Source organism: Marinobacterium rhizophilum DSM 18822 (assembly GCF_000378045.1).
Lineage (GTDB): Bacteria > Pseudomonadota > Gammaproteobacteria > Pseudomonadales > Balneatricaceae > Marinobacterium_A > Marinobacterium_A rhizophilum.
In genome coordinates this window covers 35,416-58,295 of sequence record NZ_KB899090.1, presented here as the reverse complement: position 1 = coordinate 58,295, position 22,880 = coordinate 35,416, and the positions used below count along the sequence as shown (strand labels likewise).

The 22,880-nt window shown below is 56.8% G+C and carries 15 protein-coding genes; 13 read left to right on the top strand and 2 right to left on the bottom strand.

Features of this window, described 5'->3' with window-relative positions; translation table 11 throughout:
• The first annotated feature begins 15 nt into the window (after window positions 1-15).
• The 3 genes from wecC (at window position 16) to F451_RS24545 (ending at window position 3,734) form a co-directional block, all read left to right on the top strand.
• Window positions 16-1,284 carry a UDP-N-acetyl-D-mannosamine dehydrogenase gene (wecC, locus tag F451_RS0102095; protein ID WP_020679696.1) on the top strand — a complete coding sequence of 423 codons (1,269 nt, stop codon included), beginning with the start codon at window positions 16-18 and terminating at the stop codon, window positions 1,282-1,284.
• Window positions 1,285-1,325: 41 nt separating this feature from the next.
• Complete coding sequence (gene tviB / locus F451_RS0102090) at window positions 1,326-2,603, top strand: Vi polysaccharide biosynthesis UDP-N-acetylglucosamine C-6 dehydrogenase TviB (RefSeq protein WP_020679695.1); 1,278 nt, start codon at window positions 1,326-1,328, stop codon at window positions 2,601-2,603.
• 396 nt (window positions 2,604-2,999) lie between these two features.
• Complete coding sequence (locus F451_RS24545; RefSeq protein WP_020679694.1) at window positions 3,000-3,734, top strand: PEP-CTERM/exosortase system-associated acyltransferase; 735 nt, start codon at window positions 3,000-3,002, stop codon at window positions 3,732-3,734.
• Window positions 3,735-3,828: 94 nt separating this feature from the next.
• Here F451_RS24545 and F451_RS0102080 read toward each other — a convergent pair whose 3' ends face one another.
• Window positions 3,829-4,431, bottom strand: a complete 603-nt coding sequence (locus F451_RS0102080; protein WP_020679693.1) for a GNAT family N-acetyltransferase — start codon at window positions 4,429-4,431, stop codon at window positions 3,829-3,831.
• Window positions 4,432-5,082: 651 nt separating this feature from the next.
• Here F451_RS0102080 and F451_RS24540 point away from each other — a divergent pair.
• The 9 genes from F451_RS24540 (at window position 5,083) to F451_RS0102030 (ending at window position 20,272) form a co-directional block, all read left to right on the top strand.
• The gene (locus tag F451_RS24540) at window positions 5,083-7,404 is read left to right on the top strand and encodes an efflux RND transporter permease subunit (protein ID WP_020679692.1); all 2,322 of its coding nucleotides are present in this window, start codon (window positions 5,083-5,085) and stop codon (window positions 7,402-7,404) included.
• A gap of 136 nt (window positions 7,405-7,540) precedes the next feature.
• Entirely contained in the window at window positions 7,541-8,269 is a 729-nt protein-coding gene (locus F451_RS0102070; protein WP_020679691.1) for an outer membrane lipoprotein-sorting protein, read from the top strand.
• A 13-nt stretch (window positions 8,270-8,282) separates the two neighbouring features.
• Entirely contained in the window at window positions 8,283-9,530 is a 1,248-nt protein-coding gene (locus tag F451_RS0102065) for a hypothetical protein (RefSeq protein ID WP_020679690.1), read from the top strand.
• 376 nt (window positions 9,531-9,906) lie between these two features.
• On the top strand, window positions 9,907-11,916 hold the full coding sequence (locus F451_RS0102055) for a ThiF family adenylyltransferase (protein ID WP_020679688.1): 2,010 nt from the start codon (window positions 9,907-9,909) through the stop codon (window positions 11,914-11,916).
• A complete protein-coding gene (locus tag F451_RS0102050) occupies window positions 11,913-13,175 on the top strand; it encodes a glycosyltransferase (RefSeq protein ID WP_020679687.1) in 1,263 nt (420 codons plus the stop codon). The genes F451_RS0102055 and F451_RS0102050 overlap by 4 nt, the downstream gene beginning before the upstream one ends.
• A 3-nt stretch (window positions 13,176-13,178) precedes the next feature.
• A complete protein-coding gene (prsT, locus tag F451_RS0102045) occupies window positions 13,179-16,097 on the top strand; it encodes an XrtA/PEP-CTERM system TPR-repeat protein PrsT (RefSeq protein ID WP_083928312.1) in 2,919 nt (972 codons plus the stop codon).
• Window positions 16,098-16,506: 409 nt separating this feature from the next.
• Window positions 16,507-17,181 (top strand): DapH/DapD/GlmU-related protein, encoded by a 675-nt coding sequence (locus tag F451_RS28300; RefSeq protein WP_020679685.1) that lies wholly within the window; start codon window positions 16,507-16,509, stop codon window positions 17,179-17,181.
• A 223-nt stretch (window positions 17,182-17,404) separates the two neighbouring features.
• Window positions 17,405-18,439, top strand: coding sequence for a PEP-CTERM sorting domain-containing protein (locus F451_RS0102035; RefSeq protein WP_020679684.1), 1,035 nt, complete (start codon window positions 17,405-17,407; stop codon window positions 18,437-18,439).
• 168 nt (window positions 18,440-18,607) lie between these two features.
• Window positions 18,608-20,272 carry a hypothetical protein gene (locus tag F451_RS0102030; protein ID WP_020679683.1) on the top strand — a complete coding sequence of 555 codons (1,665 nt, stop codon included), beginning with the start codon at window positions 18,608-18,610 and terminating at the stop codon, window positions 20,270-20,272.
• A 623-nt stretch (window positions 20,273-20,895) separates the two neighbouring features.
• Here the strand turns inward: F451_RS0102030 and F451_RS0102020 are convergent.
• Complete coding sequence (locus F451_RS0102020) at window positions 20,896-21,771, bottom strand: XrtA system polysaccharide deacetylase (protein ID WP_020679681.1); 876 nt, start codon at window positions 21,769-21,771, stop codon at window positions 20,896-20,898.
• Between the two features lie 301 nt (window positions 21,772-22,072).
• Here F451_RS0102020 and F451_RS0102015 point away from each other — a divergent pair, with 301 nt between their 5' ends.
• Window positions 22,073-22,858, top strand: a complete 786-nt coding sequence (locus tag F451_RS0102015) for a S1 family peptidase (protein WP_240476428.1) — start codon at window positions 22,073-22,075, stop codon at window positions 22,856-22,858.
• Window positions 22,859-22,880 lie beyond the last annotated feature (22 nt).

Below are 22,880 nucleotides of genomic sequence, written 5' to 3'. Positions count from 1 at the left end.
TTAACCTGAAGAGGCATGGTGATGAGCAACGAAGCAGATGAGACATTTAACACCGTATCTGTGGTGGGGCTGGGCTATATAGGCCTGCCGACAGCGGCCGTTCTGGCGTCGCGAGGGCTTCAGGTGATCGGTATCGACGTTTCTGAGCATGCCATAGAAACCATCAACGCCGGTAAAATCCACATCGTCGAGCCGGATCTGGACATCGTTGTCCGTAGCGTGGTCTCGACCGGTAATCTCAAGGCCACGCTGGTGCCGCAAGCGGCCGAGGCTTTTATTATCGCCGTACCCACGCCCTTTACAGAGGGCCATCAACCGGACCTCAGCTTCATCAAAGCCGCCGCTGAAACCATCGCTGCGGTTTTGCAACCCGGCAATCTGGTGATTCTCGAATCGACCTCCCCGGTTGGCACTACGGAGCAGCTGGCTGGCTGGTTGGCGCACTGTCGTGAAGACCTCTCCTTTCCCCAGCAGCAGGGGGAGAAGGCCGACATCAATATTGCTTATTGTCCGGAGCGGGTTTTGCCCGGGAATGTGCTGCAGGAGCTGGTGGCGAACGATCGCATTATCGGCGGCATGACCCCCCGCTGCGCAGCGCGGGCGGCGGGGCTCTATCAAATTTTCGTGCGGGGGGAGTGCCTGCTCACCCATGCCCGTACCGCTGAAATGGCCAAGCTGACGGAAAATGCCTACCGGGATGTGAATATCGGTTTTGCCAATGAACTGTCGATTATTTGCGACCGGCTTAAGATCAATGTCTGGGAGCTGATCAGGCTCTCGAACCGCCATCCGCGGGTCAACATCCTGAATCCCGGGCCCGGGGTGGGGGGGCACTGCATTGCGGTGGATCCCTGGTTTATCGTCAGTGCGGCGCCGGACGAGGCGCGCCTGATCCGCACGGCCAGAGAAGTGAATGATGGCAAGCCGAACTACGTGATCAACAAAGCACTCAAGGCCGCCAACCAGTTCAAGCAGCCAGTGATCGCCTGTTTCGGTCTTTCCTTCAAACCCGATATCGATGATCTTCGGGAAAGCCCCGCACTTTCGATTACCCGGGCGCTGGTCGATGCCAAGGTGGCTGAAATCCTGGTCGTGGAGCCCAATGTCGTTCAACTGCCGGACGCCTTAAGCAGGCAGGGCATTGAAAAGGTCCACCATAGCGAGGCGCTGGAGCGCGCCAATATCATCCTGATGCTGGTGGCGCACAAGGAGTTTAACGGATTGTCCAGTGATTTTCTGAACGAGAAAGTGGTGATCGATGTCGCTGGGGTACTCAGCCATTGAGCGATGGGATCAAGTGATTCCAATGAGGGAGGGGGTGGGCTGTGAATACGATTGATGACGTGAAGGTGGCGGTAATAGGCCTGGGCTATGTGGGGTTACCCCTGGCGGTGGCGTTTGCCAAGAAGTTCGACGTTGTGGGATTTGATATTGATGCCGAGCGTATCAATGCGTTGAAGGATCAGATAGACAGCACGCTTGAGATGAGCGTCGAGGAGCTGGGTGCGGTACCGGCTCTGAGCTATAGTGCGGATCCCGAGGATATCAGGAGCTGTCAGGTCTATATCGTCACGGTTCCGACGCCGATCGACCGTCATAAAAGACCCGATCTCGGGCCGCTACAGCGCGCTAGCGAGCTGTTGAGTGGACTGATCAGGCAGGGGGATGTGGTGATCTATGAGTCCACGGTGTACCCCGGCGCCACCGAAGAGGTTTGCGTTCCTTTGCTTGAGAGAGGCTCCGGGCTCAAGCTTAACGAGGGTTTTTTCGTCGGCTATAGCCCCGAGCGAATTAATCCCGGGGACAAGGACCACAGGGTCGCGGATATTTTAAAGGTTACTTCCGGGTCTACCGTCGAAATCTCTGAATTTATCGACATCCTTTATAAAAGCGTCATTTCCGCGGGGACCTATAAAGCAACCAGCATCCGCGTCGCCGAGGCTGCCAAGGCGATCGAGAATACCCAACGCGATATTAATATCGCGCTGGTCAACGAGCTCGCGATGATTTTTAACCGCCTGGGAATCGACACCGAAGACGTGCTGCGGGCGGCGGGCACCAAGTGGAACTTCCTGCCCTTCAGGCCCGGACTGGTTGGCGGCCACTGCATCGGGGTCGATCCCTACTATATGACCCACAAGGCTCAGGAGGTGGGGTACCACCCGGAGATGATTCTGGCCGGCCGCCGTGTCAACGATGGCATGGGCCGCTACGTCGCCGGCGAACTGGTGAAAGGGATGCTCAAGCGGGGGATTCAGGTGACCGGCGGCAGGGTGCTGGTGATGGGGCTGACGTTCAAGGAAAATTGCCCCGATATCCGCAATACCAAAGTGATCGATATCCTCACCGAGCTGGAATCCTATGGCGTTCTAGCGGACGTCTACGACCCCTGGGTGGATCTTGAGGAGACGCAACGCGCCTACGGTATCTGTCCGTTGCAGAAGCTCGAGACGGGCGTTTACGACGGAATCATCCTGGCTGTGGCCCATGAGCAGTTCGTTGATATGGGGGCCACACGGATACATGTGCTGGGGAAACCTGAACATCTTCTCTACGATCTCAAGTATGTCCTGCCGCCGGGCGACTCGGATCTGCGATTGTAGGCGTCGGTGAGGACGTGCACACAGAGCCCGCGTCCTTTACGCGCCTCAAGGCTACACCGTGGTTATAAGGTAGGAAAGTGTCAAAAAACTTTACAGTCATGCTAAAGCTGGTCTCGCAAGCGCATTGCAACTCTTTGAAATAAAAAGCGATATTGAAAGGTGGTTCATTTATTGCGCCACTTGATTAAGTGGGTTTCTCAAATGCGCTGGGGGCAACTTCGACGGAATCTATTTCAACGTGCTGTGTCTACACTTCCGAGTATCGGCTTGGCCTGAGGCATTATGGAACTAGTTCACGGTCATTTCCTCAGCTCGCTTAAGCTGCCGGCTTGCGACGTTTAACGGTAGTGAATCCAGCTGATTCATGGTGAGTATTTCATCGCGGCGGGACGATCGATGCACGAAATCCCAATTAATTTCAAAAAGTACTTCAGCATTCGGCTGGCGGATACGCAAGCGCAACGTCGAGAGGCGTTCAGGATTCGTTATGAAGTCTATTGCGATGAGCTGGGATTCGAGGAGAAGGATGCGTTTCCCGACGGGTTGGAACGGGATGCGTTCGATTCTATCTCCGATCATCTGCTTCTTGTGCATAACAGTAGCCAGAATTTTGTCGGTACGGTGCGTTTCGTGCACACCTCGACCTCAATGCCTGAGCAGATATTACCGTTGGAGAAATATTGCAGCCACGCCTTCGATCCCAGTCTTTTCGATCTGAAGGCCCAGGCGCGTGGCTCCATCGCCGAAGTTTCACGGTTGGCGGTTTCCGCCCAGTTCCGGCGCCGTTCCGGGGAAAAGGGCAGGCCCTTTATCTTCGAAGGTATGCGGACAGATATATCCGATCATGCCAAGAATTTCCCCTATATCGCCGTTGGCCTTTATCTGGGAGCCGCGGCGCTGTGCGTGCTCCAGAAATATCATTATGTGGTGGTGATGATGGAACCCAGGCTCGCTAGGGGGGTGTCTCGGGTCGGCATCCGATTTCAGCGGGCGGGGGAGCCGATCAAGTACCATGGAATCAGGGCCCCTTATTATATATCACCGGATATCCTATTAGAGCACCTGATCCCCCCGATTCGGGAAATGTTTGACGACATCTATGCCCAGCTTGAGAAGCAGCTACCTAAATGAATGGTATTCAGCGTGTAACGCTAATACTTTTCCGCCTGCTTGGTCCCGGGGTACTTCAGTGATGAGAAACTCCAAGAACAAATGCAGCAGGCGGCTAGGCCGCGCATTGGGTAAGTGTTGAACCGTCGGCGCACTTCAACGCCCTGGCCTCAGGTTGGAGAAAGGCGATGGAAAGCAGGTGTGGCAGGTGCGTAAATCCCTGCTCTGCAGGAATGCCGATTTGATCATAAATCTTGTAGTCATAACCGAGGACTGTATGCAGGCGCTTATAGAGACGCGCACGGGCTAAGCCCGCAACATTAAAGCCATAGCTGTAATTCAGCTCCACACTTCCTCTGACCATCGCCCGGCATTGATCACGTAACATCTCCGTCGTCCTGTACTCAGGCAAAAGGCACAAACGCGTCCACTGGCCGTAGGATTGTTGCGCCAGTTCGGGGAAGATCTTCTCGAGCACAAAGTCGTCGTCTTCCATGGGTAAGCGCGTCGGGTTGGAGGCAGGGCTGCCAGAGAACCGGGCGCCACCGATGCAGCGATCAACATCCATGGCAATCAAAATATGTCCCGCTCGATCGTCTTCGTCTTCCGAACCATCAAAGGATTCGAGTCCCAGTTCTTTGCGAAAACAGGCCTCCCGGATTTTATAGTACTGGGCAAGCAACTGCGGCTTTTTACTGAATTCAAAGCGAATTGACATTGGGTATTTCCCTCAACCTTCGTGAGTCGTTTTTGCCAGTCGGATACACCCTGATCCGATCATTGCCAAGCAACTGGTGCTTGAATCACGCAGTCAAATTTCGGAAAAATCAGCAAAAACCGAGCCTGATTTTATTTATTTATAATAATCAATAGGTTATATGGCTTTTTTCCGTTTCGTCGTCGATTTTCCCGCAAATGCTTCCACAAAATGTCATCAATCAGGGACAGGTATCTCTAGAATAAATAAAACGTAATAAAATCAATTATTTAAAATGACGCTTTCTGGAGGCAGTCGATTGCTTCATAGTTCAGCTATCTGCGTACTCTGAACCTGGCTCCAGTCAGGTAATCAAAAGATGCAACGAAAAAATCGGATCAAGGGGAGATATAAGTCCTGCGATTCCTGTACAAAATCGAAATGTTAAGTTCGATAAGACACTGATGAGTAAGTCGATAATTGAATAGAGAGGGTTAATTCAATCTGTTGCGTATCGGCGACAAACCTTCAGTATCACAGCTCAGGCTCCTCTCTTCTTTGGTCACGACTGTACCACCTAAAACGGTGTCCGGGTTCGTTGAACCACTACACTAAGTTTAAGGTCAGGTTCAGTCCCCTGACTTCAATCGAACCTGTCTCGAGAAACTCGCCATGGCACTCAAGGACCGCTTGATCACAGCGCTTGTTCGCTACCCCTACCGGATAATACTGGTCGGCCTTGTCTTGATCCTGGGCATCGGGTTTGGTGGCAGCCGATTGACCGTTGAGTCGGGCATCGATGTCTTTTTCAGTGAGGACGACCCGAACCTTATTGCAGACCGCGAGCTAAAGCGAACGTACGGCCGTGAGGACAACGTACTGTTCGTCATAGACACCCGCGGCGGTGACATATTCGAAGCCAACAATCTGTCGTCTGTTCAGACCATTACCGAAAAGTCATGGCTCATGCCCCACGCGAGGCGTGTTGACTCCGTCACCAACTTCCTCTATCCCGAGGTGGACGGCGACGACATCGTTATCGACAAGCTGGTTGAAAATGCGGATGCACTGACAAGCGAAGACCGCCGACGCATTAAGGACATCGCGATGTCACAACAGGTACTGATAGGGCGCCTGCTGGCCAATGACGGTCAGGTCGCCGCGGTCAATGTCACCCTGAATTTACCGGAAGATGAACAGGCGGCCGCCATTGACCAGGCCGTGAGATATGCAAGGGAGTTGGCGACTGAAGTTGAAAGTTCAAATCCCGCCATTGAAGTTCGCCTTGCCGGGCGGGCCTTGACCGAGCAGACCCTTGCTGAAGTCACTGCCCGCGACTCGATAACCCTCCTGCCGGCACTTTTTGTCCTGGTTCTGGTCTTCATCGCCCTGTTACTGCGCTCCGTGATGGCTTCGATCTGCACGGTGGTAACGATATTTCTTAGCATCCTTTGCGGTATGGGCTTTGCTGGATGGGCGGGTATAAGCCTCAACAGCGTCAACGTCTCGGCGCCGACGATCATCATGACGCTGGCCATTGCGGACTGCATCCACCTGCTGAGCGTATTCCTGACCCGCCTCAGGAACGGCCAGGAGAAAGCGGATGCACTATGGGGCGCTCTGGATCATACGCTCTATCCGATTGTGCTCACCAGCCTCACCACGGCGCTGGGTTTTCTGAGCATGAATTTCAGCGAGTCGCCACCGTTCCGTGAACTCGGCACCATAGCCGCTGTGGGTGTCTTGGGCGCGCTATGGGTGACGGTAACCATTCTTCCCGGCCTGGTGCAGATACTACCCTTCAGAAAGTCGGGGGGAGTAACAACCGGCATACCACTGGGTGGTCTCGCCAACTGGGTGATTCGCCATAACAACCGCATTTTCTGGAGTTCGTTGTTACTCATTGGTCTGACAGTGAGTTTTATTCCGCGCATTGAGCTCAACGACGACCCAACCGGCTATTTTTCTGACTCGGTTCCTCTAACGCAAGCCATTGACGTCATCGAGCGAAAGCTCTCGGGAACCCAGTCGGTTTACTACTCGTTTGATAGCGGGCAGGAGCAGGGTATCGCCGATCCCCGCTTTCTTGCCGATATCGATTCGTTTGTCTCCTGGCTCAGGGCGCAATCCGAAGTGGTCAACGTGGAGTCATTTACCGATACGCTGAAGCGGCTGAACCAGGTGATGCATGGCGGGGCCCAGGAGTGGCACAAACTTCCGGACAGCAGAGAGCTGGCGGCGCAGTATGTCCTGCTCTATGAGATATCCGTTCCTTATGGGCAGGATGTCACACATCAGATAAGCGCGGACAAATCCTCCCTCAAGGTGGCGGCAACGCTGAAGAACCAGCAATCACAAGGTCTCATTGCATTCGAGGCGCGGAGCAGGCGGTGGATGCAGGACCATCTGCCGGGCATGGTCACCCGCGGGGCGGGTCAATCCATCAGCTTTGCGAATGTCGGCCTGCGCAACATCAACAGCATGCTCCTCGGATCCCTGGCGGCGATCGCGCTTGTCTCGCTCTGCTTGATCGTTGCCTTCCGCTCGATCCGGTTCGGGCTGGTCAGTTGCATACCTAACCTGTTTCCCGCCTTCGTTACCCTCGGGCTATGGGGGGCAGTGGTCGGTGAGGTGAACATCGCCGCCTCCGTGGTGTTCAGTCTGACCCTGGGCATCATTGTGGATGACACAACCCACTTCCTCGTGAAATACCTGGAGGCCAGGCAGGAACGGAACCTGGATGCGGAGCAGGCGATCAGGTACGCCTTTGCGGCAGTGGGCAGTGCCCTGCTCTCCACCTCGATTGTCCTGGCGATCGGCTTCCTGGCGCTAGTACAATCGGATTTTTCCGTAAACTCCACATCGGGCCTGCTGGTCGCCATGACCATCGCTATTGCCATCATTCTGGATCTGTTGTTTCTACCGACCGTATTGATCAAGGCTGATCGCTGGCTGCTGCCCCAGGCGGCGAAAACGACTATCATCGGTGGGTAGGCCCGAACGGGAGATGTGTATGAAAGTAAAACAGTTCAGTCGAGCAGGCTTCCACCGATCAGTATTCGCCGTTATCTGCCTGGCTATTTTTTGTGGTCCGGTGTTTTCGCAGGAGCCAGCTTCGAAAGAGCCCGCTTTGAAAGAGTCAGCGCCTGAGCAAGGACTGGCCATCGCACTGGAGGCAGACCGGCGCGATCGTGGTTTCGGGGATACGACAGTCAACCTCGCCATGCTGCTGAACCTTTCCGGAACCGAGGAGGTGCGCCGGGAAATGCGCCAATTGACGCTGGAAGTCGAGGGCGACGGTGACAAGAGTATCATGGTGTTTGACAGGCCTCGGGATCTCAAGGGAACGGCCATACTGACCTTTACACACAAAGTCGGCAACGATGACCAGTGGCTCTATCTGCCGGCGCTCAAGCGCGTAAAACGAATCTCTTCCGCCGACAAGTCGGGGCCGTTCATGGGCAGCGAGTTTGCTTATGAGGATCTGTCCTCGCAGGAAGTCGAGAAATATACCTACACTTACCTGCGGGACGAACCCGTGGACGGCGAACCTTGCTTCGTGGTCGAACGTGTTCCCGTCGACTCAAAATCTGGCTACACGCGCCAGGTAACCTGGGTGGACCAGAGCGAATACCGGCTCCGGCGCGTGGACTACTACGATCGCAAGGGCGAACTGCTCAAGACCATGACGCTGGCAGGTTACAGGCAGTACCTGGAGCAGTACTGGCGCCCGGCAAAAATGATCATGAAGAATCACCAGAATGAGAAAAGTACTACCCTGATATTCGAGGATTACCGGTTCCGCACCGGCCTGACGGACAGTGATTTCAATCGCAGTGCACTGTCGCGCATTCGATAATAGGAAAGCCATTTTGAAGCATAAAGTGCGCCGTATCGACTTTTCATCCCTGATCCTGGTTCCGTTGCTTGCATATGGGCAATTTGTCGCTGCAGCGGCAGACGATTCTGCCAATTCAAGCACCGATAGCGCTTCGAGCGAATGGACAGGCTATGTCAGCCTGGAACCTCGGCTGTTTTTCCACGGCCCGGTCCATCCGGCCCAGGATGACCAGAACCTGTCAGCAGTATTCCAGCCCGAATACTATCGGAACTGGGACGACGGAACGCAAACCTTCGCGTTTACCCCGTTTTTACGCCTTGACGCCAATGACGACGAGCGTACTCATGCCGATATACGGGAACTGTTCTGGCGCATGGAAACTGAACAATTCGTCTTCAAGGCCGGGGTCGACACTGTTTTCTGGGGCGTGGCGGAGTCGCAACATCTGGTCGATATCATCAACCAGACCGACCTGGTGGAAAATATCGATCGGGAGGACAAACTGGGGCAGCCCATGCTCAACCTCGGCTACCTGAATGACTGGGGCACCTGGCAGGCTTACCTGTTGCCCTACTTCAGGGAGCGCACCTTCCCTGGAAAGGATGGCCGCCTGCGCACTGAGCCTGCGATCGATACCGATGCTGCAATTTACGAGTCCGGCGACGAGGAACACCATGTCGATTTCGCCTTGCGCTGGTCCCACTATTTCGGTGACTGGGATATCGGTATCGCGCATTTCAGCGGAACCAGCCGCGAACCGCTGCTGATACTTGACGACTCAGGCCCCAGGCCCAGCCTGCGCCCCCTTTACCTGCAGATCGACCAGACCAGCCTCGACGTTCAGGCTACGAAGGGCGCATGGCTTTGGAAGCTCGAGGCAATCTACAACCAGAATAAGGTCGACGACTATTACGCCTACGTCGGCGGTTTTGAGTTCACACAATTTGGTATAGCGGGCAGTGCAGTCGACCTGGGTTGGCTGCTGGAGTACAACTACGACGAACGGGGTGATAGCGCGACGACGGTACTGCAGGACGATATCTTTTTCGGGGTCCGATTTACCGATAACGATGTTCATAATACCCGCATTCTTGCGGGGGTTACCGTCGACACAGGCTCTGATTCCACCTTCGCCAATGTGGAAGCCTCACGGCGCTTGAGTGAGCACTGGGTTCTTGGCCTGGAAATGCGACTCTTTACCAATGTGGACGAGGAAGACCCCCTCCGTCAGATCAGGGATGATGATTACCTTGAAATCCAGCTGACCCGGTACTTCTGAGAGTCGACCGGCTGCAATGCCTGACCTCCGATTGAGCGCCAGAGAGGCAGACTTCGTATCGTTTACGGAATCTGCGAATAAATCACCCTTTGCTCGGTTATAGTCAGTGCTGGCAGGTAACACCGCCCAGGTGCTCGTTATTTGTTCAGCTTTTGGCACCAGCACGCGGATTTTCCAAAATGCAGGCGCACCTGTCCTGTGCCCCGGGGATCTGATCCTCTCGGAAAATGTTTGCCCGGGCAAACAGCATGGCCAACTTGCCCGGCGGTATCGTCTTGCCGGAAGGACTGGCGTGCTACAAGGCCACGAAGGCGGTTGATTGCCAGCACCTGGAATTTGGCTTAACAGGAATCGGGTTGGAGTCTCTCACATTATTATGAATACGGATTTTGACTATGATCTTGCATTTTCACGCAATATCGGCTGGGTAACGGAAGCGGAGCAGCGGTTGCTGAAAACCAGACGTGTGGCGATCGCAGGCCTCGGCGGGGTGGGCGGCAGCCATCTGTTAACCCTTACTCGCCTGGGTATCGGCGCCTTCAACCTCTCGGACTTCGACGAGTTTGGCATCGAAAATTTTAATCGCCAGGCGGGTGCAAGCCTCTCCTCGGTCGGTCAACCCAAGCTCGAAACCCTGGTCAACAGGGCCCTGGATATCAACCCGGAGCTGGATATCCGCACTTTTCCCGACGGCGTTTCCAGCGAAAACGTGGAGACTTTTCTGCAGGACGTCGATGTGTATGTCGACGGACTGGATTTCTTTGCCTTGGCGGCGCGAAAGGCGGTATTTGCCGCTTGCGACCGTCTGGGAATTCCGGCCACAACGGCCGCGCCCCTGGGCATGGGTACCGCCGTGCTGAACTTCCTGCCTGGGAAAATGACCTTTGAGGAATATTTTCGTTTGGACGGGTTTTCGGAAGAGGAGCAGTATTTACGCTTTTTTGTCGGGCTGGCGCCCGCCCGACTCCACAGTGGTTACCTGGTGGATCCGGAGCGTATCGATGCCTTCGCCAGGAAGGGGCCGTCTTCGGCGATTGGCTGTGAGCTCTGCGCCGGAGCGGCGGCCAGCCAGGTATTAAAACTGTTGTTAAAGCGGGGTAGGGTGGTAGCTGCCCCCTGGGGGTTGCAGTTTGACGCCTATACCAACCGGTCGACCAAGACCTGGCGGCCTGGCGGAAACAACAACCCCTTGCAGAAGCTGGCCATCAGTATCGGCAAGAAGCAGTATCTGGAAAACCTGGATAAAAACTCAAAATCCAAAGAAGCGGACGCCTACACTCCGGTCACGGCCGCCGAGAAAGTGTTGGATTTGGCACGCTGGGCGCCGAGTGGCGATAACACCCAGCCTTGGCGATTCGAGCTGGTGGACGAAAACGCTTTGGTGGTGCACGGCTCCGATACCCGTGACACCGTGGTTTACGACCTCGATGGTCGAGCCAGCCAGATGGCGATCGGTGCTCTTTTGGAATCTATCGAGATGGCCGCCTCAACCCTTGGCCTGAGAGCCGAGATCCAGCGGCGTCCCGATCTGCCGGAGCAGACCCCCACCTTTGATGTCACTTTGCGGCCTGATAACGACCTGGCGCCCAATCCCCTGGCCTTCTACTTGAGGGTTCGTTCGGTGCAGCGCCGGCCGATGAGCCCCCGACCCTTGACCGTTACCGAGCGGGCTCAGCTCGAGCAGAGCCTGCCCGAGGGATATCGGGTGCGCTGGTTTGAGCGACCGAAGGATCGCTGGCAGGTGGCACGGCTTATGTTTGCCAACGCCAAGGTGCGGCTCACCATGCCGGAGGCGTATTCGGTGCACAGCCAGGTCATCGACTGGGGGCAGCAGTTCAGTGAAGACCGAATTCCCGAGCAGGCGGTAGGGGTAGACCCCCTGACCGCCAAACTGATGCGCTGGGTGATGCAAAGCTGGGAGCGGGTCGCCTTTGTAAACCGTTACCTGGCCGGTACCCTGGTACCACGGTTGCAATTGGATCTGCTTCCCGGGCTCCGCTGCGCCGCACACTTTGCCATCGTCGCGCCCAAGGCTCCCGAAACCCTGGAGGACTATCTGCAGGCGGGCCGCGCAATGCAGCGGCTGTGGCTGACGTCCACCCGGCTGGGGCTGGGACTGCAGCCGGAGATGACACCGCTGATCTTCGCCCGCTTTCTGCGTCTCGGTATCCCGTTTACCCGAACCCCGTCGGTGGAACGTCTGGCCGGCGCTTGCGCCGAAAAATTCAGGCAACTGATGGAAGCAGAGACGGAGCAGGCTGTCTTTATCGGGCGGATAGGTGAAAGCCCGTTGCCGGCCTCCCGTTCCCTGAGGCTTGATCTGAAGGAATTGATTATTTCGGACAAATCCGCCGATGAGCAATCAGACGACAGGCTGGCAAAATGAATGAGAGTCTTGCGGATTCGCCCGAAAAAAAACACCAGAAAAATATCGCCAACCACAAAAGGCGTGTGCTGTTTTTCGCCGAAGCGGCCACCCTGGCCCACGTGGCAAGACCGATGGTTCTGGCCCATGTCCTGGAGGACGCAGGTTATGAGGTTCACTTTGCCTGCCATCCCCGCTATTGCGATCTGTTCCGCACGCTGAAAAGGCCCTGGCGGCCCATCCAATCCATTACCAGCCGGGAGTTTCTGGAGGCCTTGGCCAAGGGACGCCCACTCTATAGCCGTGACACTCTACAGGCGTACGTAAAAGAAGATCTTGAGGTGATCAGGGAGATCTCCCCGGATCTGATCGTCGGAGACTTCCGCCTGTCCCTGTCGGTCAGCGCGCGCCTTGTGGATATCCCCTATATGACCATCACCAATGCCTACTGGAGCCCTTACGCCAGGCCACATTATCGGGTGCCCGAGTTGCCAATTACTCGGTTTTTCGGCGCCAGGGTGGCCGGTGCACTCTTTAAACTGGCACGTCCCCTGGCTTTTGCGCTGCATACCCTGCCGCTAAACAGGGTCAGGAAGCAATACGGGCTGCCATCACTGGGACTGGATCTCAGGCGCATCTATACCGATGCCGACCAGACGCTGTATGCCGATCTCCCCGAACTCGTACCGACGTTTGAACGCCCAGCGACGCACCGGTACATCGGCCCAATCAATTGGTCGCCCAGCGTTGCGCTACCGCAATGGTGGGATCAACTGCCTGCCGACAAGCCAATCATCTATGTCACCCTGGGCAGCTCCGGACAGAGCGAGCTGTTGCCCAGGGTCCTGGGCGCGTTAGCGCAGTTGCCGGTGACCCCTGTTGTTGCGACTGCAGGCCTGATCCAGCTGGAGCGAAAGCCGCACAACGCCTGGGTGGCGGATTTTTTGCCCGGTGAGCAGGCGGTATCGCGCGCCAGCCTGGTGATCTGCAATGGCGGCAGCCCCACCACCATGCAAGCACTGGCTGCTGGCGTACCGGTCGTCGGTATCGCCAGTAATCTGGACCAGTATCTGAATATGTCCTATCTCGAACAGGCCGGGGTGGGCATCCTGATGCGAGCAGGTCAAACCACCGTTTCCAGGCTGCGACAGCTAGTCGAAACGATGATGGGGAATGACAGTTATCGGGATTGTGCCATGGCGGTAATGCAACAGGTTGCGACCTATGCGCCGGAAAGACACTTTGCAAACCTGGTTGCGCGGGAGCTCTCTACGGCCTGAGAAATGACGACTGTATTGAACTACAGTTATCAAAGCTCTATTGGCCCGGCCGCTGTTCAAGGCCAAGTTGGTCTCAGGGAATCAACCATAAGGTGGAGAACAACAACCATGTATCGCTCGGAATTGGTGAATCGTTCAGCCATGCTTCCCCTGCAAAAAAAGACCAGGCCGGCCCTGCTGTGCGGGATCCTGTTACTCATGCTGCAAGGTTGCGGCCCGGGGGGACTGACGGACGAGGAGTACCTCCAGCGGGCCCGGGAGGCCACGGCCCGGGGCGAAATGCAGAGCGCCGTCATCGAGTTTAAGAACGCCCTCAAGACCAACCCGGACAATGCCCAGGCCCGTCTGTTGCTGGGCCAGGCCTATATCGAACTGGGGGACGGCGCCTCCGCGGAAAAGGAGCTGCGCCAGGCACGGAGCAAGGGGATAGCCGAGGAGACCGTCCTGGTTCCCCTGGCCAATGCATTGTTTCTCCAGCAGGAATATGACGAAGTCCTCAAAAACTACACTCTCGTGGATTCACTTTCCCCGGAACAACAGGCTGAACTGCTGGCCGTCCGGGGCAAGAGCCTATTACAAGCCGGCAATATCGCGCAGGCCCGGTTGGAGCTGAACAAAGCCCTGGAACTTGACAGTCGCTCCGTTACGGCTTTACTTGGCCAGTCACAGATCGACCAAGCGAAAGGAAACCTGGTTGCCACGCGGGACTGGGTCGACCAGGCGCTGAAGATTCAGCCCGATAACCCGGAAGCCCTGAGCCAGCTGGGCCGGGTCGAAGAAGCCGACGGCAACCTAGAGGCGGCGGAGGAGGCCTATACCCGGGCCATCGACACTGCGGCCAACAAGCCGAAATACATCGCCCAGCGGGCATTCCTGCGCATCCACCGCGAGGACATCGAAGGCGCCGAAAAGGATATCGAAAAGCTTTCGGACAAATATCCCGGCAAACATTTCGCCCAGGGCCTGGTCCATTTCCAGCGAAAGGAGTATCGGGACGCGCAGACCGCTTTCGAACAGGCCCTGAATGGTTACGGCGCCTATGCCCCGTTGCAGTACTACCTGGGCCTTACCCACCTGCTCCTGGGCAATGAACAGCAGGCGGACACTTACCTCAAGAATGTTCTCAACCTGGTACCGGAATCCGGCAATGCAGCGAATGTGCTGGCGGGCATGCAGTTGCGCAAGGGGGATCTGGAGAAAGCACAGCCGCTGCTCGAATCGGTGCTGGAGCGGGATCCGGACAACCGCCAGGCCCTGGAGCTGATGGCTGGTCTGGAAATGATGCAGGGCAAGCCGGACCAGGCGATCGAAAAGCTGGAGCGACTGTTGGCCCTGAATCCGGACTCGGCCGACCTGCGCTCCAAACTCGGACTTGCCCTGATGGCGCAGGGGGAGGTCGACCAGGCCACAGCCGAACTGGAAAAGGCGATCGCACTTGAACCGGGCGCGGACGAACACGAATTGCGCCTGGTCATGGGCCAATTGCAGGCCGGCGAAAATGCCAAGGCACTGGAATCCGCCGAGCGGTGGGTGGACAAGAGCTCGCGAAGTGTCCCGGCCCATCTCAGCCTGGCGTGGGCCTTCCTCGCCAACCGGATGGGGGACCAGGCCCTGTGGACCTTCGAAAAAGTACTGGAGTTGTCACCGGGCAACCCCAGCGCCTCCCACAACCTGGCGGTTTTTGCCCTGCAGCGGGGCGATATCAAACAGGCCCTGAGCTACTACGAGGAAAGCCTGAAGCACCACCCGGGTCATCCACGTATCAGCCTTGCGCTGGCCAAGCTCCATCTGCTGACCGGCCAGGATGAAAAAGCCCTGCCGCTGCTGGAAAAGGTATGGGAACAGCAGCCCGGGGACGCCGAACCCGCCGCGTTACTCGGCAAGTTGTTGCTGCGCCAAGGGGATGCGGGGCGGGCACTGAGGCTGATCCGGGAAGCGGCCAGAGTGACCCCGCAGGACCCGGCGGTGCTCAGGGTTCTGGGCACGGCCCAGGCGGAAACCGGGGATTACCGTGGCGCTGTCTCGACTTACCAACGCCTGACCGCCCAGAAGCCGGAATCGGCCCCCGACCACTATCTTCTGGCCCAGGCCTACTACAAGAACGGGGACAGGAAAAATTTCGCCGCCGTCCTGGAAAAAGCGTATCAACTGGATCCGACTCATCTCGAGATCCAAATTGCCATGGTCGGCCTGCTGATGCAGCGCCAGCAGTGGGACCAGGCCCGGGAATTGGTAGATAAACTGAAACAGGACCACCCGGGCAATCCGGAGGTCCATGTCCAGGACGCTCAATTGTCAACCGCGCTTAACGACCCCGGGAAGGCGGTCGAGGCTTACCGACAGGCCCTGGAACTGGCGCCAGACCGGAATGACCTGGTGGTGAAATACGGGCTCGCCCTGTGGCAGGCGGGGCAGCGGGAACAGGCCTTCAAACCCATGGAGGACTGGCTCGACAAGCACCCGAATGATGGCGTGGTGAGGTACAACCTGGCCACTCTCTACCTGCTGGCGGACCGCAAATCCGAAGCCAGGGAGGCGTTTAGCAATATACTCGACAGCAATCCGGACCATATCATTGCCCTGAACAACCTCGCCTGGCTGCTCAGGGATACCGAGCCCAAAAAGGCGGTTGCCTACGCGGAACAGGCCTATAAGCTATCCCCGACGGCGCCGGTTCAGGATACCCTGGCGATGATTCTGCTGGCCCAGCCGGGGCAGGAGGCGCGCGCCGTGCGGCTGCTGGAAAATGCCCTGCAGCAGGCCCCGGGAAATGCCGAGATCCATTTCCACCTGGCCCAGGCCCTGGTGCAAAGCGGGGACAAGCAGCGGGCAACCCAGGTGCTGACCGAGTTGTTGAACAGCAAGGCGGTGTTCCCCGGCAAGCAGCAGGCGCAGAAATTACTGGATGAACTGAGTGGTTGACCGTGGGTGCCGGCGTAACATCCCGACGAGCCAAGCGTCTGGGAGGCTGTCTGAGAATGCTGGCCGTAGCGAGGGGAAGACCGTTTTGCTCAGCACATCCATGTGCTTCACCCCTTCGGGGTTTGCACGTTCAATCGCTCCCGACGATTGAATGAGTCAGTTTTTGAGCTCTTTTGAGACGATAAATCGACTGGATTGCCGATTAACACAGCGTCAGCTGCCCACCGCGCAAGCTACAGGGATGTAGCTTGTGAATAGTGGTTCGATGAAAGAGTATACAAAAATGCCCCCTCTTTACCGAAGAGAGGCGGCTTTTCCGAACGACTGCATGGATGCAGGAGATAGGGCGAAGCAGGATGCCCGAGCCGAGTAGATCAGTGTTAAGTCCGACAGGTTCTAAGGTATAGCCATGCGCAAGATTACCGCAGCTCCGATCCTGACCTTTGTCCTTTTGCTTTCGTTTATCGTGGCCCTGGCCACGGTCACCAACTATCTTCTGTTGGGCTGGTTTCCGCTGGGGGATTTTCGTGGCGTGTTCATGGCCCTTGGCTGGGTTCTTCTGGTGTATGTGTACGGTATCGCCGTTTATCGGGTTTTCCTGCGCTGCTATCCTATCCGCGAAGGCGAAATTGCCGAGCACTCCCGGGAGGAGTTTTCCTATCATGTGTACCTGCTGTTTTATCTGCTCCTGTTCTACCCCCTGACCCGCAATCACCTGCTGCCCACTCCCCTGATGCGCCTGCTCTACCAGGCCCTGGGCGCCCGCCTGGGGGACAACAGCTACAGCGCTGGGGTTATTATGGACCCCCCGCTCACGGAACTCGGGGCCAATAGCCTGATCGGGCACGACGCGGTGCTGTTCAGCCATGCCCTGGAAGGCAACCGGTTGTCACATGCCCGGATCCGCATCGGCGATAATGTCACTGTGGGCGCCAAGGCCATAGTGATGAGCGGCGTGACCATCGGTGATGGAGCCATGGTGGCGGCGGGCGCCGTGGTGGGCAAGGGCACCCACATCGCCCCCGGGGAAATTTGGGGCGGCAATCCTGCCCGCCTGCTCAAGGCTCAGACCACGGCGGCTTAGTAATCTCCAGATGTCTGTTAGTATCGCGTCAGCTTTTTTTACACCCTCCCCCCAAGGCCCATCTGTGAGCCTGTCAAAAAAAATCCATACCTTTGTTTTTAAAAGAAATAATGAAAAGGGCATGGGTTGTGCTTTGTATTGAGTGTTCAGTTGACTCTTCGAGTCGAGTTCAAATATCCACGCAGGCTGGCAACCTGACGGGCAACCTAAGTAGGTGACGCACATGAACAAGAAAACACTCTTGGCCGCGGGTTTCGCCCTGGCCTGCACTCTGTCGGCGCAGGTGTTCGCCACCGACACAATCATGTTTGACCCCGATGGCACGGGTGAAGTTGCCAACGGTACCCTTGATGTAGGTTCATTTGATTGGGCGCCGGGCAGCACCCTGTCCGTTGACACCATTCCTACTGGCGAGGGAGACGACATCATATCCTACTCCCACGCATCCCTGGGCATCTTGGTCAATGAAAACGGCATCGGCATAGCGCCAAGCGGGCTTAATACCAATTTTGAAATCACCTTTGTCGCGGGCTTTACGGAAACCATCGATAGCGTAGAAACCTCGGCCACTGTATTGGTGAGCGATGGCGGTGACGGCCTTGGCGGCGGCAACGATATTTACACCTTCTCCCAGACCATCACCCTGGTGGAGGCCGGCACCCAAACTGTCAATTTCTTCGAAATCTATTACGACGATTTTTCTGTCGGCTCACAAAACGACCCGCTGGCGGGTACTGGTTATCGTGACGGGGAGTTGATCCTGAGCGCCGAGTTGGTCAGCCTCAGCGGTAACTTCACCGCAGACTTCACATTCGTGGATGTTGACAACAGTGGAGACTTCAATGCCGGCGACATCCTGCAAACCACCCTCCTGGACCAATTTGGCGCAGACCAATGGGGTGGACAGCAAACCATCACCGGCGAAGGTTCCACCCAACTGGTGGCTGACGTGACCTTCCAGGACTACGATTTCTTTATATCCGATGTCTCGGCTCTGGTGCAGGACCTGTTCTTCAATACCTCCAATATACTGCCGTTCGCGCAAACCAATCCGTCCATGCAATTTGACGGTTCAGTCATCATCCCTGACATTGGCGCTGTCAACGGCTTCAGCGGGCCCGATATCCTGTTCCAGACGGACGCCAACTCTGGCTTTGTAACCACGGAAGTTCCTGAGCCCAGCACGGTACTGCTCTTTGCTCTGGGACTGCTGTTCCTGGGGTTTGGAAGCAGGAACCAATTCGCCAGAAGGAGTTAATCGCCTGCAGGCAAGTAACAAGTAAGTATCGACAAGGGTTGTGCCAGTGATGTCACAATCCTTTTTTCACCAGGCTATCGGATGGCTCTTAGAAACTTGGTTATTACGAGATCGGTTACAAGGAGCTCTAATATGAACATTAGACGTTTTACTAACAGGTTATTCCCAATGGCATTGGCCATCGGTTTGTGCCTGCCTTTGGCGTACGCTCACGCATCCACACCGGTTGAGTTCGACCCGGACGGCCAGGGTGGTGGTGGCGCCTTTACCATCGGTTCCCTGGACTGGTTACCGGGCAGCACCGTGATCAAGGACGAAATCCCGCTGGAAGATGATTCCACGGTGTCTGCCCAGGCGTACGCCCACTCTGCGCTGGCCGCCGCGGTAGATCCTGACGGGATCGTTATCAATCCGCCCGGGCTCAACGTAAGTTACGAAATCACCGCATTCCTGGCCAACGGCGTCGAGATCACTACCAACCTCGACGGCACCGTCGTGCTGCTCGCGCTGGACCCCGCCAACGGGGACAATAGCTTCGAGATGTACTACGATGACAATCCCAATGCGAATCCCCTGGGGGGCACCGGGTTCCGTGACGGCCACCTGATCCTCTCCGGGCAACTGACGGCTTTGTCGGGTAACTTTACAGCCAGCAACCAGGACTCGCCCTTCGAGGATCTGGATGAGTTCGGCGCCAACAACTGGCCCGGGACACAGACCATTTCGGGGCAAGGCTCCCAACAACTCGCCGTGCTTGTGCAGTCCGTGGACAAGGACTTCTTCCCCAGCGGCGTCGACCTGGGCACCATACTCCCCTTCAACAACAGCCAGGTAGTAAGCTTCAAGCAGACCAACCCATCCATGAACTTTTCCCTGAACCCCGGTGGTGGGGCGCTCGACCCCGTCGACACGGGCGTGGTCAATGGCCTGACGGGGCCCGACCTTCTCCTTCAAATCGACCCCAACAACGCCTTCGAGTTTATCCCTCCGGAACTGGCCTGCCGGGTGACCGGCGGAGGCAATGACACCGCGGGGATTTTCGAGAACGGCGCAGCGGGCTGGGACGGCACCGTTGCCGAGGGGCTGATTACCCCCACTGTGACCAACGGCAATGGCAGGGGCAAGAAAACCCAGCAATTGAACGGCAATGGTGAGCTGGAGCCCTATCGCTACACCATGGGCGGCCAGGCCGGCGCCAACACGGCGCAGCAACCCCAGCCCAAGGGCGAGTGGACCCACTCCAACCACAATAGCCCGAACAGTCTGAAATTCACCTTCCATGCCGGCACTGCCAGCGCGCCGGACGGCACCGAGATCGACGAGATCATCTGCACCGATGCCGGTTTCTGCTTCCCTGCCAGGCCTGCGCCCAACAAGCAGATCGACTTCGTCGGTATCGGCACTTTCAAGAACCTCAGCTGGAAGAACCCCGAAGTGACCCACAGTGTGGGTGTGGTGGATGCGGCGTTCTACGATATCCAGCCTGAGCCGGTGGGCAACAAGCCCGGCCAGGATCCGGCGACCTACCACTGGTTCCAGGTCCATATCGAGGATCTGGGCGAGCCCGGCAACAAGGCGGAAGACGGCGCTGTCTGTCCCGAAAAGGGCTCCGGCAACGATCCCTTCGCCGATCCCCCGGTCACCGACAATGTCGCCGACTGCGGCTGTGGCGATTTCTACCATATCCGGATCTACGAGGGTGTCGTGCCCACCTTCAATGCGGACGGCGAGGTCACCAATATCAACAAGGACGACCTGATCTACGAGGTGTATGGATATATCAACGGCGGCAACTTCCAGATCCATCCCCTGACTGGCTTTGATCTGAAGTAATCGGGTTAAATCGTCAGGTCGAAAAAATGCCTCCTCGAACCTAGTTCGAGGAGGCATTTTATTTTTCCAGATACGTAGATACGTAGGGTGGGTGGAGCCGCCACGAGTTATTGTACAACTCTGGTGTACGGGATCAGGCGGCATTCCTGTCCGACTGATCCTGTACTTGCTCGCCGTCCTTGAATTTCACGTTGTTGATCAAGAGGGTCAGCAGATTAAATCCCTTGATCCGCTTCCAGTTCAGCCGCCACATCGGCGTATCCTTTCCATTGGCACAGACCCCTGACGGCGGTGTAACCCATCATGGGCCAAAGTCGCCTGTGTTTCGGGCGGCACGGACAGCATTACACCGGTTGTGCAGCATGGGTAGTACTTTATCCCGATCCCATGAAACATCGGTTCAGCGCCGCGGCAACCGGAGGCATTATTAATCGGTTCACTACCATTTGCTCCTGCAATGACAGCATTCACATCGTCCATGGTGGTTACGCGTAGCAAGACATTTGCGTACCGACAGAGGATTGCCACTACGGCTCCACCCATCTTACGAAATACGCCTAAGGCGCGAAGAACCTTGTTTGCTTGGTCGCAACGGGTCGTGGCGGGTCGCCATACCCATAGATTTACTCCAGGTACCGAACGACGACCGGCAGATCACACATTTTTCCCCAATGGAAATCGCTGAGCAGCCGCTCCAGTCTAGGCAGGGTCCGGTGCAGGTTCAGATAATGCCGAAACCTGGATTTGACCGAAGCGGCCTGAATCCTTGGCTGGTCGGGTGCGATTTCCCAGGGATGAACGTAAAAAACGACCGGCCCGGCCAACTGCCGGGCGGCCTTTTGCAGCAGCCGTTTCGACAGGGCATAAGGGTAGAGTCTGAAGTAGCCGCCACCGGCACAGGGAATACGTCGGTTGAACACCTCCGCCGTGGCCACCGGGACTTCGAGCAGACCATTGTCCCACAGGAAAGGCGTGCGCGGAGCTTTCCTGTAACCATACAGATCATGCGGCACAGGGTTAATGCTGGAGCTGTACCGGTATCCTGCTTCTCGAAGTTCATCCTGAATCCAGGGCCTGTTTTCGTCAAACGAAAAGCTGGGGGCCCGATAGCCTGCCACCGGCGCACCGACGAGATCTTCCAGCAGCGCTTTGGACCGGGTGATATCCTGCCTGAATTCGCGTTGAGAAAGACGGTTCAGGCGTTGGTGATGGTAGCCGTGACTGGCGATTTCATGGCCAAGAGCTGCGATCTCCCGGATCAGGGCAGGGTAACGCTCCGCGACCCAGCCGAGGACGAAAAAGGTGGCTTTGGTCGCCTGTTCCGACGTGGCGTCCAATGACGCGATAATGCGCTGGACGTTGGCTTCAATGTGACAGGGATACTGGTCCCAGCGATCGGGAGAAATAACCGTTTCAAACGCCGCCACGTGGAAGTAGTCCTCGACATCGATAGTGATCGCATAGTCCGTCGATTTCACCGGGTGCCGCTCAGGGAGCATAACTCTGAACTCCTTGTCGCTCTGATGGGAGGATGATCGCGCAAGCGATAGATTATTGACTGGCGTCTTGCTCGGTAGCGGTGTTCGATAAGTGTAGTCGAAGGTGGAACAGGCTAAAGCCTGCCTGTAGCGAGAGAGACCGCTTGATGGAACGTCCCTGCTCGAGAAATAGACTTCTCTATAAGGTCTTCCCGGATCCTGCAGAACCTTGGATGTGTGAGCGACAGAGATCGCGCTTCGTGACTATACTTCTCTTCGATTGCTGCTTGCTTGGCGGTATTGAATGGGGTTGGGGAATGGCATGATGGATCGGCGAATGCATCGGTACTCCTGGGCCTGGCTCGGACTGATCCTGGTGACGGGCCTCAGCATTGGCTACGGTCAGGCGTCTGAACTGGCTGACACCGTCTCGGCTGTCAAACCGTCGATCGTCGGCATCGGGACCTACTTGCCAGGCCGCCGCCCTCCCTCGCGCTTGTTGGGCACCGGCTTTGTCGTGGGTGATGGGCACCATGTTGCGACCAACGCCCATGTTGTTGATATCGAGATCGACGACCGTAAGAAGGAGCAGTTGGTGGTTTTTGTCGGTATCGGGAATAGTCCACGGGTGATTCAGGCGAAGATCGTCGCCTCTGAACCGCAGCATGATCTGGCGCTGCTGAAAGTCTCCGACAGGCTGCCGGCCATGAGACTCTCGAACAGGAAGACGGTCCGCGAGGGGGAGAACTACGCCTTTACCGGGTTTCCGCTGGGCGCCGTTCTGGGCCTTTATCCTGTGACCCACCGTGGCATGATTTCCAGCATCACGCCGATGGCAATACCGGCGCCATCATCGGGACAATTAACGGCACATAAAATCCAGCAGCTGCGGCAGCCGTTGATGGTGTACCAGCTGGACGCCACCGCGTACCCCGGCAACAGTGGCAGCCCACTCTATGACCCGGACGACGGAACTGTGGTCGGAATTCTCAACGGGGTCTATATCAAATCAACCAAAGAGGATGTCTTGAGTCACCCCAGCGGCATCAGCTATGCGATTCCGGTGCGTTATTTGCGAGAGTTACTTGCCCGTCAGACGGGCGGCTGAACGCCGTCGAGGGCTCGCCGGA

Bases quoted from the DNA above. Each gene is read 5' to 3' on its own strand.
- F451_RS0102055 (WP_020679688.1), top strand. From the start codon at position 9,907: ATGAATACGGATTTTGACTATGATCTTGCATTTTCACGCAATATCGGC.
- F451_RS0102015 (WP_240476428.1), top strand. From the start codon at position 22,073: ATGATGGATCGGCGAATGCATCGGTACTCCTGGGCCTGGCTCGGACTG.
- wecC (WP_020679696.1), top strand. From the start codon at position 16: ATGGTGATGAGCAACGAAGCAGATGAGACATTTAACACCGTATCTGTG.
- F451_RS0102050 (WP_020679687.1), top strand. From the start codon at position 11,913: ATGAATGAGAGTCTTGCGGATTCGCCCGAAAAAAAACACCAGAAAAAT.
- F451_RS24540 (WP_020679692.1), top strand. From the start codon at position 5,083: ATGGCACTCAAGGACCGCTTGATCACAGCGCTTGTTCGCTACCCCTAC.
- F451_RS0102080 (WP_020679693.1), bottom strand. From the start codon at position 4,431: ATGTCAATTCGCTTTGAATTCAGTAAAAAGCCGCAGTTGCTTGCCCAG.
- prsT (WP_083928312.1), top strand. From the start codon at position 13,179: ATGACGACTGTATTGAACTACAGTTATCAAAGCTCTATTGGCCCGGCC.
- F451_RS0102035 (WP_020679684.1), top strand. From the start codon at position 17,405: ATGAACAAGAAAACACTCTTGGCCGCGGGTTTCGCCCTGGCCTGCACT.
- F451_RS0102030 (WP_020679683.1), top strand. From the start codon at position 18,608: ATGGCATTGGCCATCGGTTTGTGCCTGCCTTTGGCGTACGCTCACGCA.
- F451_RS28300 (WP_020679685.1), top strand. From the start codon at position 16,507: ATGCGCAAGATTACCGCAGCTCCGATCCTGACCTTTGTCCTTTTGCTT.
- F451_RS0102020 (WP_020679681.1), bottom strand. From the start codon at position 21,771: ATGCTCCCTGAGCGGCACCCGGTGAAATCGACGGACTATGCGATCACT.
- F451_RS24545 (WP_020679694.1), top strand. From the start codon at position 3,000: ATGCACGAAATCCCAATTAATTTCAAAAAGTACTTCAGCATTCGGCTG.